Source organism: Prauserella muralis, from assembly GCF_003202285.1.
Lineage (GTDB): Bacteria > Actinomycetota > Actinomycetes > Mycobacteriales > Pseudonocardiaceae > Prauserella_B > Prauserella_B muralis.
The window spans coordinates 960906-976238 of sequence record NZ_MASW01000007.1 but is presented as its reverse complement, the minus strand read 5'-3'; the positions used below and the strand labels follow the sequence as shown (position 1 = coordinate 976238).

Sequence of the window (15333 nt, the reverse complement as noted above, 5' to 3'; positions counted from 1 at the left end):
GGCGCTGCGGGTAACCTCGGAACGCGTGATCACGCGTGCGGTCGTGGTGCCTCATCCTCCCCTCTTGGTACCGGAACTCGTCGCCGGAGCGGCGGCGCAGACCGCCGCCGTCCGCGACGCCTGCCTCGCCGCGACCGGGGAGCTCGCCCGCCACGCGCGGGACTGGATCGCCATCGGAGCGGCCTCGGCGGCCGCCGTGATCGAGCCGGGCGTCCGGGCGTCCTTCCGCGGGTTCGGCGTCGACGTCCCGGTCGCGCTCAGCGACGGGGTGGCCCCTGGGCAGCCCGCCGACCTGCCGTTGCCCGCGCTCGTGGCGGGCTGGCTGCGGGAACGGGCGGGTGCCCGCTCCGTCCGGGTCGAGCTGGTGCCCTTCACGGCGAGCCAGGCCGAGTGTGTCGCGCTGGGTGAACGCCTGTCCTCGGTGCGCGACGACGTCGGCCTGCTGGTGCTGGGCGACGGCTCGAACCGGCACGAGACCGCGCCGCCGGGCTGGACCGACGCGCGGGCCAGCGACTTCGACGGCAAGGTCGCCGCGGCGCTCGCCGGTGCCGACCCGGAGGCGTTGCTGGCCGTCGACCACGCGCTCGCCGCCGAGCTGGGTGTGCAGGGTCTGACGCCCTGGTGGGTGCTGGCCGGGCTCGCCCGCGCGGCGCCGCACTGGCGGGGCAGGCTGCTGTACTCGGACGCGCCGCTCGGCGTCGCCTACCACGTCGCGGCCTGGGAGCGCCGGTGATCCGGCCGGTCGCCGTCGTCGGTCCCACCGCCACGGGCAAGACCGCGCTGGGCGTGGAGCTCGCGCTCGCGCTCGGCGGCGAGGTGGTCAACGCCGATGCGATGCAGCTCTACCGCGGCATGGACATCGGGACGGCCAAGGCGACGCCGGAGGAGCGCAGGGGAGTGCCGCACCACCTGCTCGACGTGCTCGACGTGACCGAGACGGCGTCGGTGGCGGCCTACCAGCGCGACGCGCGTGCCGTCATCGAAGAGCTGCTCGCGCGGGGACGGGTGCCCGTGTTCGTGGGCGGCTCCGGCCTCTACGTCCAGGCCGTGGTCGACGACCTGCGCTTTCCCGGCACCGATCCCGGGGTGCGGGCGCAGCTGGAGGACGAGGCGCGCAGGCACGGAACGCGACGGCTGTACGCGCGGCTGGCGGAGGCCGACCCGGCCGCGGCCGAGGCGATCCTGCCGTCCAACGTCCGGCGCATCGTGCGGGCACTGGAGGTCATCGCGATCACCGGCGAGCCGTTCTCGGCGAACCTGCCGAAACCGGGCGAACCCCGGTACGGAACGGTGCTGGTCGGCGTCGACCGCGACGTCGCCGAGCTCGACGCGCGGGTGGACCGGAGGGTCGAGCACATGTTCGCGGCCGGGCTGGTCGACGAGGTCCGGGCGCTGGAGGCCCGTGGCCTGCGCGAGGGCAGGACGGCCTCGCGGGCGCTCGGCTACCAGCAGGTGCTCGACGCGCTGGACTCCGGAGGCGATCTCGGTGCGGCCGCCGAGGCGACGGCGCAGGCCACCCGGCGCTTCGTGCGCAGGCAGCGGTCGTGGTTCCGGCGCGACGACCGCATCCGGTGGTTCGACGGCGCCGACGGGAACCTGACCGATCATGTGCTCGCGGCGGTGGCCCCGTAATCTTGATCCCATGGGTGGCATCGAGTTCCTCAAGGGGCACGGCACGCAGAACGACTTCGTGCTGTTGCCCGACGCCTCCGGCGCACTGGAGCTGACGCCCGCCCGCGTCGCCGCACTCTGCGACCGGCAACGCGGGCTCGGCGCGGACGGTGTGCTGCGCGTCGTGCGCTCGGCCGCCCTCGAGGAGGGTGCGCACTCGGGTGCCGGGTGGTTCATGGACTACCGCAACGCCGACGGCTCGCTTGCCGAGATGTGCGGCAACGGCGTGCGCGTGTTCGCCAGGTATCTCGTGGAGGCCGACCTGGAAACCGGCCCGGACTTCAGCGTGGGTACGCGTGCGGGCGACCGGCGGGTGCGAGTCCACCCGGACCGTTCCGTGACCGTCCACATGGGACCCGCCCGGATCACCGGCACCTCGGTGGCCATCGTCGGGGACCGCGAGCTGTCCGGCGTCGCGGTCGACGTCGGCAACCCGCACCTGGTCTCCGCGCTGGACGACGACGTGTCCGGGCTGGACCTGCGCGAGCAGCCCCGCTTCGACGGCGACGTCTTCCCGGACGGCGTGAACCTCGAGTTCGTCAACGTGCTCGGCCCGCGGGCGCTGCGCATGCGCGTCCACGAGCGGGGTGTGGGCGAGACGCGGGCGTGCGGCACCGGCACGGTGGCGGCCGTCGCCGCCGCGTTGCACCTCGCGGGCACCGACCACGGATCGTCCACAGTGGACATTCCTGGCGGCAGGGTCGAGGTCACCGTGGAGCGGGGAGCGTCCACGCTCACCGGGCCCGCCGTGATCGTCGCCCGCGGCGAGCTCGACGAGACGTGGTGGAACAGCCTGCCGTAGGCCGCCGGATCGACCGCTCCCGCCACCCTCGCCCGGCCCGTCGCCGAGCCGAAGGTCACCTTGGGTACGCGACCGGTACCGAAGGTGCCCTTCGGCTCGCGCTCACAGCGCAGCCGGGACGTCGCGCATCGTGCGCAGCGGCGAGAACACCACCCACAGCCCGGCCACGGACAGTGCCGAGCAGGTGATCCACACCGTCGCGGGAACGCCGATCAGCTCGCCGAGCACCCCGCCGAGCAGGCCGCCGACGGGCAGTGTGCCCCACACGACGAACCGCACGCTCGCGTTCATCCGCCCGAGCAGCCGGTCGGGGCACACCGCCTGCCGGTAGCTGACCTGGGCCACGTTGTAGACCACGATGCCGTAGCCGGCCACCGCAAGGCCCGCCCCCGCGAGCACCGCACGCCAGCCGGGCGCCGCGAGCGCGATGAGCAGCTGCGCGGGCCACGTGAGCAGCGGCACGACCCACACCGCACGCGCCTGACCCGCCCACCGCGTCCACCAGCCCGCCGTCAGCGCGCCCGCCACACCGCCGACGCCGCCCGCCGCCAGCACGGCACCGACACCGGCCGGGGTGAGCCCCACGGTCCGGGTCAGGAACAGCACCTCGACGGCCGTGAACGCACCGCCCGCGAAGTTGCCGGAGGCCGTGCACAGCGTGATGGCGCGCAGGGTGGTGTTGCCGAAGACGAACCGCAGCCCCTCGGCGACCTGGGCGCGCAGCCGTGTGCCGTCCCGGGGAGGCGGCGCGGGCTCGTCGGCGCGGATGCGCCGCAGGAACGCGGCCGACGTCACGTAGCCGAACCCGACCGCGGTGACGGCGTTGGCCGCGCCGAGGGCCTGTGCGAGCGCCCCGGCGATGCCAGGACCGGTCACGTTCGCGACCGCCTGGCTGGCCTGCAGCTTCGCGTTGCCCTCCACGAGCCTCGCCCTGCCCACCAGCGACGGCAGGTACGACTGGTAGGCGACGTCGAAGAACAGCGTGCAGACGCTCACCAGCAGGGCCGTGACCAGCAACTGCGGCAGCGTCAGCACGTCCAGCCACCAGGCCACGGGCAGGCTGAGCAGCAACGTCCCGCGCATCAGGTCGGCGCGCACCATGAGGTTCCTGCGCCGCATCCGGTCGACCCACACCCCGGCTGGCAGACCGAGCAGCAGGAACGCGGCGTTCTCCGCCGCCGTCAGCAGGCCCATCTCGAGCGGCGACGCGGCGAGGACCGTGGCGGCCAGCACCGGCAGCACCGTGCGCCCGGTGAACGTGCCGAACTGGCTCGCGGTGTCTCCCGCCCACAGCCGCCGGAAGTCGCGATGGAACCACAGAGAGTCTCGGCTCACCCTGTCGAGTGTCGCGCGAGTGATTGGAAAGTGTCAATCGGTGCGGGCCGTACGCTGACCACGTGCCCGCGGAGCGAAGGAAGGCGACCGAGGCCGAGGCGAGCGCGCTCGCCTCGGGAATACGGCTGCGCATCATCCGGTTGACCATCAGCGAGGCGCTGACCAACAAGGAGCTGGCCCAGCGACTCGGGCGCGACCCGGCGACCACGCTGCATCACGTCCGCAAGCTCGTGGACACCGGCTTTCTCGAGCCGCAGCCCGCCCGCAAGGGCGCTCGCGGCGCCAAGGAGATCCCGTACCGGGGCACCGGCCTGTCGTGGCGGCTGGAGAACCTGGGCGACGATGGCGTCTCCGAGGCGATGCTGGAGGCCTTCCTGGCCGAGGTCGCCGAGACCGGCACCGGCGAGCTGGACCAGTCGCGCCTGGTCGTGCGGCTGCCACGCGAGCAGCAGGAGGAGTTCCGGCGCAGGTTGCGAGACCTGCTCGACGAGTTCGCGGCCCGGCCCCTGGATCCGGACGCCGGCGCGCTCGCCTTATACCTCGCCATCTACCCGAGCCCGTAATTGGGTCGGCGAAACGGCGGGATCGTGGGAACATGGACGGCAGGAACGCCGCGCGCGGCGGTCCCGCAACAGCAGAAGAACACTGGAGGCATGTGAGTAAGCCACAACCCGGCGACGCGCGGGCGTCGCACGTGGAATCGGAACACGAACTGGTCCACGACGGGCTTCACCAGGCCGGGTTCGATGCCGACGACGTCGAGCTCTCGCCCGGCGAGCTGGAGCTCGAAGACCGCGCCTCGCTGCGCAGGGTCGCCGGGCTGTCCACCGAGCTGGCGGATGTCACCGAGGTCGAGTACCGGCGACTGCGGCTCGAACGGGTGGTCCTCGTGGGCGTGTGGACGGAAGGCACCGCGGCGCAGTCCGAGGCCTCGCTGGAGGAGCTCGCCCGGCTCGCCGAGACGGCGGGTTCGGAGGTCCTCGAAGGCATCGTGCAGCGCAGGAACCGGCCAGACCCGGCCACCTACATCGGCTCCGGCAAGGTGCGGGAACTCGCGGACATCGTGGTCGCGACCGGCGCCGACACCGTCATCTGCGACGGCGAGCTCTCGCCGGGCCAGCTGCGCCAGCTGGAGGCCAAGCTCAGGGTCAAGGTCATCGACCGCACCGCGCTGATCCTCGACATCTTCGCGCAGCACGCCCGCTCGCGAGAGGGCAAGGCGCAGGTCGAGCTGGCCCAGCTGCAGTACCTGATCCCGCGGCTGCGGGGCTGGGGTGAGTCGCTGTCCCGGCAGGCGGGTGGCCGCGCCGGTGGCGCCAACGGCGGCGTGGGTCTGCGTGGTCCCGGTGAGACGAAGCTGGAGACCGACCGGCGGCGGATCAACAAGCGGGTGGCCAAGCTGCGCCGCGAGATCGCGGCCATGGACTCCATCCGCACCACCAAGCGCGGGCGCAGGACCGCCAACGAGATCCCGAGCGTCGCGATCGTCGGCTACACCAACGCCGGCAAGTCGAGCCTGCTCAACGCCATCACCGGCGCGGGAGTGCTGGTCGAGGACGCGCTGTTCGCGACCCTGGACCCGACCACGCGGCGCTCGGTGACACCGGACGGCTGGCCCTACACGCTGACCGACACGGTCGGTTTCGTGCGGCACCTGCCGCACCAGCTCGTGGACGCCTTCCGGTCGACGCTGGACGAGGCGGCCGACGCCGATCTGCTGCTGCACGTGGTGGACGGCTCCGCTCCCGCTCCCGAGGAGCAGGTCGGTGCCGTGCGCGAGGTGCTCATGGAGATCGGGCAGCGGCGGGCGGAGGCCCTGCCTCCGGAGCTCATCGTGATCAACAAAGCGGACGCCGCCGACGAGGTCTCGCTCGCCCGCCTGCGGCATCTGCTGCCCGGCGCGCTCGTCGTGTCGGCCCGCAGCGGCCAGGGCATCACCGAGCTCGTCGAGGAGATCGCGCGCAGGCTGCCCAAGCCGGACGTGGTGGTCGACGTGCTCGTGCCCTACACCCGGGGCGAGCTGGTCGCCCGTGCCCACGCCGACGGCGAGGTGCTGGGCGAGGAGCACACTCCGGAGGGCACGCGGCTGCGCGCCCGGGTGCGTCCCGACCTGGCGGCGGCGCTGCAGGCGTACGTCACCGACGGTTCCGCCGTCTGACGACGTGACCTCGCGCGTTCGCGGGCGGCTGTTCGGCGTCCTTGCGGTGGCGGGCCTGCTCGGCGGCGTGGCCGTGCCGGCGGCCTCGGCCGCGCAGGCGGCCGGCCCCGAGCCGGTGTGCACCATCGGCGACAGCCGGATCACCGAGCTGTCCGGGCTGGCCGCCGACGCGGAACACTGGTACGCCGTCAACGACGGCGGCTCCAGCCTGGAGATCTTCGTGCTGGGCCGGGACTGCTCGGTCCGGCACGTGATCGAAAACCCCGCCGACCCGTACGACGTCGAGGATCTCGCACTGGCCGGGGACGGGACGCTCTGGCTCGGCGACACCGGCGACAACCGCAAGCAGCGGGACACGGTGGCGCTGCATGCCGTGTCACCGGATGGCGACGCCGTGCTGTACCGGCTGACCTACCCGGACGGCCAGCACGATGCCGAGGCGCTGCTGCTCGGCGGCGACGGGACGCCGTACATCGTCACGAAGAACGTGCTCGGCGGCTCGGAGGTGTACCGCCCGGCGCGGGAGCTGAGCAGCCCCGGGCCGACACCGCTCGAACGGGTCGGCGCGCTGGATCTGTCCGCCACCGAGACCCCGGGCGGTCCGGTTGGTTCGGCGGGCTCCCTGCTGGTCACGGGTGCGGCGACGAGCGCCGACGGAACCGTGGTCGCCCTGCGCACCTACACCGACGCGTACCTGTATCCGGCGCCGGACGGCGACATCGTCGCCGCACTGCAGCGGCAGCCGGTCCGGGTCGCCCTGCCGAACGAGCCGCAGGGCGAAGCCATCGCCTTCGAACCGGACGGGACGCTGCTGTCGGGGACCGAAGGTGCGGGCAGTGCCGTGCGAGCGGTGCGCGGCGCGACGGACCTCGTCGCCGAGGGGACGTCCGGGAACTCAGGGGAATCCGGGGCCTCGGCGGGCGGCGCCGCCTCCGACGGCGAGCAGGCCGCCGGCGCACAGCCGGATTCCGGCGTTCCCGTGCTGCCCGGCATCGCGATCGCGGCGGTGGTGGCTGCCGCCGCGGTGTTCGGCCTGAGCAGGCTGCGCCGCCGCTGACGGACCGTCAGAGCCGCCGCAGGACGGCGACCACCTTGCCGAGGATCGTCGCGTCGTCACCCGGGATGGGGTCGTAGGCCTCGTTGTGCGGCATCAGCCAGACGTGGCCGTCCCTGCGCTTGAACGTCTTCACGGTGGCCTCGCCCTCGATCATCGCGGCCACGATGTCACCGTTCTCCGCGTCGGGCTGCTGCCGCACGACCACCCAGTCGCCGTCGGTGATCGCCGCGTCGACCATCGAGTCACCGGTGACGCTGAGCAGGAAGACCTCCCCTTCGCCGACGATGTCCTTCGGCAGCGGGAAGACGTCCTCGATCGCCTCCTCGGCCAGCACGGGGCCACCGGCGGCGATGCGGCCGACCAGCGGCACGAAGGCGGGCTTCGGCAGGTGCTCGGCCGCGGCGGCCGCCGAGTCGGTGTCGGCGGCGAGCACGCCGACGGCCCTCGGCCGGTTGGCGTCGCGTCGCAGATAGCCCTTCCGCTGGAGCGCGCGCAACTGGTGGGACACCGATGACGTCGAGGTCAGCCCGACGGCCTCGCCGATCTCCCGGACGCTGGGCGGGTAGCCGTACCGGTCGACCCACTCCCTGATCACGCCGAGCACCTTCTGCTGGCGAGGCGTCAGGCTCTCGTCGGGGTCCTCGACCTCGGGCAGGGTGTGCACCTTGCCGCCTGCGTCCTTGCTGTTGCGTGCCACCGCGCTGCCTCCCAGTCGGGGGTCCGGCTGCCGCCGGACCGGCCGTGCTCCGTGCTTGTCGTGCCTGTCGTGCTTGTCGTGCCGGTTCGTGCCTGTTGTCACTGTCGGTCCTGTGGGGCGGGCGGCGCCGTGCCCTTCCGGCGCGGCTCGCCTGTCCACTCTCGACGCTAGCCCTCCGACCCGGCGATTTCAAACACCTGTTCGACCGACACGCCGTGGCGCTCTCGATTTTGTCAGACCCGAGTGGTACACAGTCGCACGGGCGTTCGATAGAACGCGTGTTCGACCCCCCGGGGCTCGCGGCCGGTGGTCGGGCGAGGAAACGGGAGCTGCGAGGAGGTTCCGATGTCGGCTGTGGTGGATCGGGAGGCCCAGCGGGTGCGGGCGCACGAGAGCGTGCTGCCGCCGCGGACGGTCCGGCGGGCACGATCGGGTGAAACCCGCCGTCCGCCGACCCGGGCGAGGGTGGCGCTGCGCAGGCCGCCCGCCCGGGGCGCCGTGCCATGCGGGCCGCGGGCGGTGCCGTACCGCTGGCCGCTGCTGGCCGCGGTGGCCGCGGCCGTGTGCCTCGGCGTCGCCGGGCTCGGCTGGCTGGCGAGCAGCATGGCGGGCGCGGGCGAGGCCACGGTGCCCGCGAGTACGGCGGTGGTGTCGGTGGCGCCAGGGGACACGCTGTGGGACGTCGCCGAGCGGTCCGCGCCGGACAGCGATCCCCAGGCGGTCGTCGAGCGCATCCAGGAGCTGAACGGCCTCACCGGCGCCGACGTGCGCCCGGGCACACCGCTCGTCGTCCCCGCAGGGCGCTGACCGCCCGCAGCCGGAAGTGCGCTCAGCGTGCCGGCGGCCCCCGGCCGCGGGCCGTCCCGGAGTCCGCGCATCCCCCACGCGGGGAGATTATGTCTCCCGTCACCCTGCCGGGGGCCCTGTCTCGCTTGCGCCGTCGCCCGGCGGCTTCTAAGGTCAACCCCTACATGTAGTAGTTACATGGCTGTAGTTGGTCCACAAGTTGGGGTAAACTGGATCGCAGTTATCCACAGCTTGTCGGTGTTCACCCACCGGGTGTCCACAGATTGATCACCAGGCGACGTGGCCCCGTGGTCCAGGGCGCCCAGCGGTAGCCGGCGCGAACAGGGAGGTGATCGGCGGATGCGGTGCCCGTTCTGCAGGCACGCCGATTCCCGCGTCGTCGACTCGCGCGAGGTGGACGAGGGGCAGGCGATCCGCCGGCGCCGGTCGTGCTCCGAATGCGGCCGCCGGTTCACGACCTCGGAGACGGTGGTGCTCGCCGTCGTCAAGCGTTCCGGGGTCACCGAGCAGTTCAGCAGGGACAAGGTGGTTCGGGGAGTGCGCCGCGCCTGCCAGGGCCGTCCCGTCGACGACGACGCGCTGCAGCAACTCGCGCAGCGTGTGGAGGAGTCGATCAGGGCGGCCGGCGTCGCGGAGATTCCGAGCCACGAGGTCGGGCTGGCGATCCTCGGGCCCCTCAGGGAACTCGACGCTGTGGCGTACCTGCGGTTCGCGAGCGTCTACCGGTCCTTCTCGTCCATCGAGGACTTCGAGAAGGAGATCTCGGACCTTCGCAAGGCGATCGCGGATTCGATCGAGCCGGACGACAGCGGCAAACGTGCGGACGACGCCTGACGTCGCCGCCTGTGGCAGAACGCGGGAGTGGGAGTCATGACAGAAACAGTCGGGGTCGGCGCGGAGGCCTCCGGTAAGGCGGCCAGGAAGCGCCAGGGCGGCGCGAACGCGCGGAAGGGGCTGCGCGTCGAGCGCGTCTACACGACGGCGGGCGTGCACCCCTACGACGAGGTGAGCTGGGAGAAGCGCGACGTCGTCATGACCAACTGGCGAGACGGCACGGTGAACTTCGAGCAGCGCGGCGTCGAGTTCCCCGACTTCTGGTCGGTCAACGCCACCAACATCGTCACGAGCAAGTACTTCCGGGGCGCCGCGGGCAGCCCGCAGCGGGAGCACAGCCTCAAGCAGCTCATCGACCGCGTGGTCAAGAGCTACGTCAAGGCGGGCACCGACAACGGTTACTTCGCGAGCCCCGCCGACGCCGAGGTCTTCGAGCACGAGCTCACGTGGATGCTGCTGCACCAGGTGTTCAGCTTCAACTCCCCGGTCTGGTTCAACGTCGGAACCTCCTCCAAGCAGCAGGTCTCCGCGTGCTTCATCCTCTCCGTGGACGACACCATGGAGTCGATCCTGAACTGGTACCGCGAGGAGGGCCTGATCTTCAAGGGCGGCTCCGGCGCCGGACTGAACCTCTCCCGCATCCGTTCGTCCAAGGAGTTGCTGTCCTCCGGCGGCACCGCCTCCGGCCCGGTCTCCTTCATGCGCGGCGCCGACGCGTCCGCGGGCACCATCAAGTCCGGCGGCGCCACCCGCAGGGCCGCCAAGATGGTCGTGCTGGACGTCGACCATCCCGACATCGAGGAGTTCATCGAGACCAAGGCCAAGGAGGAGCACAAGATCCGCGTGCTCCGCGACGCCGGGTTCGACATGGACCTCGGCGGCTCCGACATCTCCTCAGTGCAGTACCAGAACGCGAACAACTCGGTGCGCGTGTCCGACGACTTCATGCAGGCCGTCGAGTCCGGCAGCCAGTTCGGGCTGCGGGCCCGGATGACCGGCGAGGTCATCGAGCACACCGACGCCAAGGCGCTGTTCCGCAAGATGGCGCAGGCCGCGTGGGAGTGCGCCGACCCCGGCCTGCAGTACGACGACACGATCAACGACTGGCACACCTGCCCCGAGTCGGGCCGCATCACCGCGTCCAACCCGTGCTCGGAGTACATGCACCTGGACAACTCCAGCTGCAACCTCGCGTCGCTGAACCTGCTGAAGTTCCTCCGCGAGGACGGCACGTTCGACGCCGAGACCTTCGCCAAGGCCGTCGAGCTGGTCATCACCGCGATGGACATCTCGATCTGCTTCGCGGACTTCCCGACCGAGCCGATCGCCGAGACCACGCGCAAGTTCCGCCAGCTGGGCATCGGCTACGCCAACCTCGGCGCGCTGCTGATGGCCACCGGCCACGCCTACGACTCCGAAGGAGGGCGGGCGCTCGCCGCCGGGATCACCTCGCTGATGACGGCCGTGTCCTACCGCCGCTCCGCCGAGCTCGCCGGCGTGGTCGGCCCCTACGAGGGCTACGCCCGCAACGCGGAGGCGCACCAGCGCGTCATGCGCAAGCACGCCGCGGCCAACGAGCTGATCCGCACCTACCACACCAACGACGTGAACGTGCGCTCGCTGGCGACCCGCGAGTGGCAGCGCGGCATCGAGATCGGCACCGAGAGCGGCTGGCGCAACGCGCAGGCCAGCGTGCTCGCGCCCACCGGCACCATCGGCTTCATGATGGACTGCGACACCACCGGCATCGAGCCGGACTTCTCGCTGGTGAAGTTCAAGAAGCTCGTCGGTGGCGGCTCCATGCAGATCGTCAACAACGCCGTGCCCCGCGCGCTGCACTCGCTGGGCTACCAGGACGAGCAGATCGAGGCGATCGTCGACTACATCGCCCAGCACGGCCACGTGATCGACGCTCCGGGGCTGCGCCCCGAGCACTACGAGGTGTTCGACTGCGCGGTCGGTGAGCGCTCCATCGCGCCGATGGGCCACGTGCGCATGATGGCGGCCGTGCAGCCGTTCCTCTCCGGCGCGATCTCCAAGACGGTCAACATGCCCGAGTCGGCGACCGTGGAGGAGATCGAGGAGATCTACTTCCAGGGCTGGAAGCTGGGGCTCAAGGCGCTGGCCATCTACCGCGACAACTGCAAGGTCGGCCAGCCGCTGTCCACCGGCAAGCACGACAAGGCCGACGCCGAGCCCGAGAAGGTCGTCGAGTACCGCCCGGTGCGCAAGCGCCTGCCGAAGAAGCGCCCGAGCCAGACCGTGTCGTTCACCGTCGGCGGCGCCGAGGGCTACCTGACGGCGGGCTCGTACCCGGACGACGGGCTGGGCGAGATCTTCGTCAAGCTCGGCAAGCAGGGTTCGACGCTGGCCGGCGTGATGGACGCCTTCTCGATGTCGATCTCGGTGGGCCTGCAGTACGGCATTCCGCTGGAGTTCTACGTCTCCAAGTTCGCCAACCTGCGCTTCGAGCCCGCAGGGATGACCGACGACCCGGACGTGCGGATGGCCACGAGCGTGCTGGACTACCTGTTCCGCAGGCTCGCCCTCGACTACCTGCCGTACGAGAAGCGGGCCCAGCTCGGCATCTTCACCGCCGACGAGCGCTCGGCCAAGGTGGAGGCCGAGTACGCGGGGTCGGCGGGCGAGCCGGACAACGTGGATCTGGAGGCGCTGCGCAGCAGCGTCGACGCCAGTGGCTCGCGGCCGGTCGAGGAGCAGCAGTCGGCCGGGAACAGCCCGGCACCGGCGCGCGAGGCGCACACCACCACCGAGCTGGTGGAGCTGCAGCTCGGCAAGGCCGCCGACGCGCCGCTGTGCATGACCTGCGGCACGAAGATGCGGCCCGCGGGCTCCTGCTACGCGTGCGAGGGCTGCGGCGCCACGTCCGGCTGCAGCTGAGGTGAGCATTCCCCGCAGGTGACGTAGTGGCAGAGCCGGGGCGACGGCCGTCGCCCCGGCTCCGCCATGTCAGCCCGCAGTTGTGGCGCCATGGGGCTGACTGCCGCTGACCTGCCTCGCCCGTCAGTGCGGCGGCCGCCCGGTTGTCACGTTCGTCCCGCCTGCGTAGTCCTCGTACCAGAGGATTGCTTCGCGGTGATGAGGAGGCGGGATGAGCACCGTACTGGTGACGGGAGGAACCGGCACGCTCGGCGGGCACGTCGTGCGGGAACTGCTGGACGCGGGACACCGGGTCCGGGTCGCGAGCAGGCGGCAGGCTCCGGACGGGTCACTGCCGTACACCTGGGCGACGGTCGACTACCGCGAGGGCACGGGCCTCGAGGCCGCCCTGGACGGCGCGGATGCGGTGGTGCACTGTGCCACCAGCTTCGCCGGCAAGGAGACCCACGTGGCGTCAACCGTCCTGGACGCCGCGCGCCGCATCGAGTGCCCGCACCTGGTCTACGTCTCCATCGTCGGGGTCGACCGGCATCCGCTCGGCTACTACCGCGCGAAGCACGCCGCCGAGCGGCTCGTCACCGAATCCGGCGTGCCGTGGACCATCCAGCGCGCGACCCAGTTCCACGACCTCGTGGCCCGGCTGCTCGGCACGCTGGCCCGCTCCCCGGTGCTGCCGGTTCCGGCAGGCGTCAGCGTGCAACCCGTGCACAGCGGCGAGGTGGGCGCGCGGCTGGCCGCGCTGGCCGCCGGTGCGCCCGCGGGCCGGGTACCGGATCTCGGCGGTCCCGAGGTCCGCAGCCTGCGTGACCTCGCGGGCAGCTACCTCCGTGCGACCCGGCGCCGCAGGGCGGTGCTGCCGGTACGGCTGGCGGGCGCGGCCTACCGCGGCTACCGAGACGGCCTCCATCTCGCCCCCGCGCACCGCGACGGGCGGCTGACGTTCGAGCAGTTCCTCGCTCAGCGCTGAGCCGGGGCCAGCTGCTCCCACAGGAACTCGAACACCAGTGCCCACTTGAACGCCAGCTGGGCGTTGTCGGCGGCGGCGCCGTGCCCGCCCTCGATGTTCTCGTGGTAGCGCACGTCGTAGCCGTGCTCCCGCATCAGTGCCACCATCTTGCGGGCATGGCCAGGATGCACGCGATCGTCACGAGTGGACGTCACGAAGAGCGTCGGAGGGTAGTTCTGTCCACTCCGGACGTTGTGGTACGGCGAGTACGGGCCGAGGTAGGCCCACTCGGCGGGGTCGTCGGGGTCGCCGTACTCCGCCATCCACGACGCGCCCGCGAGCAGCTGGTGGTAGCGGCGCATGTCCAGCAGCGGAACCTGGCTGACGATGGCACCGAAGCGCTCCGGGTGGCGGGTGAGCATGACACCCATCAGCAGGCCCCCGTTGCTGCCGCCCTGGATGCCGAGCGTGGCGGGGGTGGTGACGCCCCGCGCGACGAGGTCGGCGGCCACGGCGGCGAAGTCCTCGTACACGCGGTGCCGGTGGGCCTTGACGGCCTGGCTGTGCCAGTCCGGCCCGTACTCGCCGCCGCCACGCAGGTTGGCCACCACGTACGTGCCGCCCCTGGCCAGCCAGCCACGGCCGATCATGCCGCTGTACGACGGCGTCAGCGACACCTCGAAGCCGCCGTAGCCGGTGAGCAGGGTCGGACCGGGGCCGTTCCGGTGTGCTCCGACGACGAAGTACGGGATGCGCGTGCCGTCGGCCGAGGTCGCGAAGAACTGCTCGGTGGTGATGCCGGCGCTGTCGAAGAAGGCGGGGGCCTGCTTCAGCGTCTCCAGCTCGCCACCCACCTCACCGTGCACGAGCGACGACGGCTGGGTGTAGCCGGTGACGTCGAGCAGGATCTCGTCGCTGTGATCGGGTTCGGTGTCCACGACCTGCACGGACCCGATCTCCGGAACCCCCGGCAGCGGCTCGTCCCGCCAGCCGTCCGGCCCCGGGGTCAGCACCCGCAGCCGCGTCGTGACGTCGCTGAGCGTGCCCACCACGAGGTGATGGCGGGTCCAGTCGTAGTAGTCGAGCGAGGTGTGCGCGTCCGGCTCGAACAGCACCGTCATCGTGCGCTCGCCGGCAAGGAAGTCCTCCAGCCGCGCTGCCAGCAGCGTCCCGCCGGGATGCTCGGCACCGGCCACGCGCCACGGCGAGCGCGTGCGCACCAGCAGCCATTCGCGGTGGACGGACGCGACGGCGTCGTCGGGCACGTCGACGCGCACCAGGCCGTCCGCGGTACGCAGGTAGAGCTCGGAGCGGTAGAAGTCGATGCTGCGCCGCACCAGGTCGCGTTCCCAGCCCTCGGTGGGGTCGTGGAACCCGCGGACGGCCACGTCCTCGGGCTTGCCCTCGAACACCAGAGTGGCCTCGGACAGCGGCGTGCCGCGCCGCCACTCCTTGACCAGGCGCGGGTAGCCGGACGACGTCAGCGAGCCCTCGCCGAAGTCGGTACCGACGTAGATGCGGTCCTCGTCGATCCAGGCCACCGAGCTCTTGGCCTCGGGCAGCGTGAAACCGTCGGGCACGAACTCGCGCCGGTCGAGGTCGAACTCACGGACGACGGTCGCGTCCGCTCCACCGCGGGAGAGCTCCACGAGGCAGCGCCGGAAGCCCGGCCGCAGCACGGCGGCGCCCTGCCACACCCAGTTCTCGCCCTCGGCCTCGGCGAGGGCGTCGATGTCGAGGAGGACGTCCCAGTCCGGTTCCGCCCTGCGGTACTCGTCGAGGGTGGTGCGCCGCCACAGGCCGCGGGGGTGGGCGGCGTCGCGCCAGAAGTTGTACAGGTACTCGCCGCGGCGCCGCACGTAGGGAATCCGGTCGTCGGCGTCGAGGACCTCCCGCAGCTCGTCACGCAGCCGCGCGAACCGCTCGCCGTGCGTCAGCTCCTCGACCGTCTCGGCGTTGCGGGCGCGCACCCAGTCGAGGGCGGCGGTGCCGGTGACCTCCTCGAGCCAGCGGTACGGATCGTCGTCCACCTGGGGATGAGCCTCGGTCATGGTCCCAGTCTGCCAGGCGCGCGGGCGTGCCCGTTTTGTGATCCGGCGGTCTTCGCCGCGCCGCTAGGCTGTGG

General features: G+C 71.9%; 13 protein-coding genes. 10 read left to right on the top strand and 3 right to left on the bottom strand.

Going from position 1 to position 15333, the window contains the following annotated elements; translation table 11 throughout:
* Positions 1 to 25: 25 nt before the first annotated feature.
* The 3 genes from BAY60_RS34270 to dapF are packed head-to-tail and all read left to right on the top strand — an operon-like array spanning position 26 to position 2473.
* Complete coding sequence (locus BAY60_RS34270) at positions 26 to 733, top strand: class III extradiol ring-cleavage dioxygenase family protein (RefSeq protein WP_112285499.1); 708 nt, start codon at positions 26 to 28, stop codon at positions 731 to 733.
* The gene (gene miaA / locus BAY60_RS34265) at positions 730 to 1632 is read left to right on the top strand and encodes a tRNA (adenosine(37)-N6)-dimethylallyltransferase MiaA (protein WP_245992930.1); all 903 of its coding nucleotides are present in this window, start codon (positions 730 to 732) and stop codon (positions 1630 to 1632) included. Before BAY60_RS34270 ends, miaA begins: the two co-directional genes overlap by 4 nt.
* Before the next feature lie 10 nt (positions 1633 to 1642).
* Positions 1643 to 2473, top strand: coding sequence for a diaminopimelate epimerase (gene dapF, locus BAY60_RS34260; protein WP_112285498.1), 831 nt, complete (start codon positions 1643 to 1645; stop codon positions 2471 to 2473).
* Positions 2474 to 2575: 102 nt separating this feature from the next.
* Here dapF and BAY60_RS34255 read toward each other — a convergent pair whose 3' ends face one another.
* On the bottom strand, positions 2576 to 3808 hold the full coding sequence (locus BAY60_RS34255; RefSeq protein ID WP_112285497.1) for an MFS transporter: 1233 nt from the start codon (positions 3806 to 3808) through the stop codon (positions 2576 to 2578).
* Between the two features lie 62 nt (positions 3809 to 3870).
* On the opposite strand from BAY60_RS34255, the gene BAY60_RS34250 reads away from it, so the two are divergent.
* The 3 genes from BAY60_RS34250 to BAY60_RS34240 all read left to right on the top strand — a co-directional run bounded on the left by BAY60_RS34250 (position 3871) and on the right by BAY60_RS34240 (position 7023).
* Positions 3871 to 4371 (top strand): ArsR/SmtB family transcription factor, encoded by a 501-nt coding sequence (locus BAY60_RS34250; protein WP_112285496.1) that lies wholly within the window; start codon positions 3871 to 3873, stop codon positions 4369 to 4371.
* 149 nt (positions 4372 to 4520) lie between these two features.
* Positions 4521 to 5966: a GTPase HflX gene (gene hflX / locus BAY60_RS34245; protein ID WP_245992954.1), complete on the top strand. Its 1446-nt coding sequence runs from the start codon at positions 4521 to 4523 to the stop codon at positions 5964 to 5966.
* A gap of 4 nt (positions 5967 to 5970) precedes the next feature.
* A complete protein-coding gene (locus BAY60_RS34240; protein WP_425466503.1) occupies positions 5971 to 7023 on the top strand; it encodes a hypothetical protein in 1053 nt (350 codons plus the stop codon).
* A 7-nt stretch (positions 7024 to 7030) separates the two neighbouring features.
* Here the strand turns inward: BAY60_RS34240 and lexA are convergent, their stop codons facing one another.
* Positions 7031 to 7720 (bottom strand): transcriptional repressor LexA, encoded by a 690-nt coding sequence (gene lexA, locus BAY60_RS34235; RefSeq protein ID WP_112285659.1) that lies wholly within the window; start codon positions 7718 to 7720, stop codon positions 7031 to 7033.
* Positions 7721 to 8065: 345 nt separating this feature from the next.
* Here lexA and BAY60_RS34230 point away from each other — a divergent pair, with 345 nt between their 5' ends.
* The 4 genes from BAY60_RS34230 to BAY60_RS34215 all read left to right on the top strand — a co-directional run bounded on the left by BAY60_RS34230 (position 8066) and on the right by BAY60_RS34215 (position 13229).
* Positions 8066 to 8527, top strand: coding sequence for a LysM peptidoglycan-binding domain-containing protein (locus BAY60_RS34230; RefSeq protein WP_112285494.1), 462 nt, complete (start codon positions 8066 to 8068; stop codon positions 8525 to 8527).
* Between the two features lie 339 nt (positions 8528 to 8866).
* The gene (gene nrdR / locus BAY60_RS34225; protein ID WP_112285493.1) at positions 8867 to 9361 is read left to right on the top strand and encodes a transcriptional regulator NrdR; all 495 of its coding nucleotides are present in this window, start codon (positions 8867 to 8869) and stop codon (positions 9359 to 9361) included.
* Between the two features lie 36 nt (positions 9362 to 9397).
* Positions 9398 to 12262, top strand: coding sequence for a vitamin B12-dependent ribonucleotide reductase (locus BAY60_RS34220; protein WP_112285492.1), 2865 nt, complete (start codon positions 9398 to 9400; stop codon positions 12260 to 12262).
* Positions 12263 to 12473: 211 nt separating this feature from the next.
* Positions 12474 to 13229, top strand: a complete 756-nt coding sequence (locus tag BAY60_RS34215; RefSeq protein ID WP_112285491.1) for an SDR family oxidoreductase — start codon at positions 12474 to 12476, stop codon at positions 13227 to 13229.
* On the opposite strand, the gene BAY60_RS34210 is transcribed toward BAY60_RS34215, so the two are convergent.
* Positions 13220 to 15259 carry a prolyl oligopeptidase family serine peptidase gene (locus tag BAY60_RS34210; RefSeq protein ID WP_112285490.1) on the bottom strand — a complete coding sequence of 680 codons (2040 nt, stop codon included), beginning with the start codon at positions 15257 to 15259 and terminating at the stop codon, positions 13220 to 13222. The genes BAY60_RS34215 and BAY60_RS34210 overlap by 10 nt on opposite strands.
* Positions 15260 to 15333 lie beyond the last annotated feature (74 nt).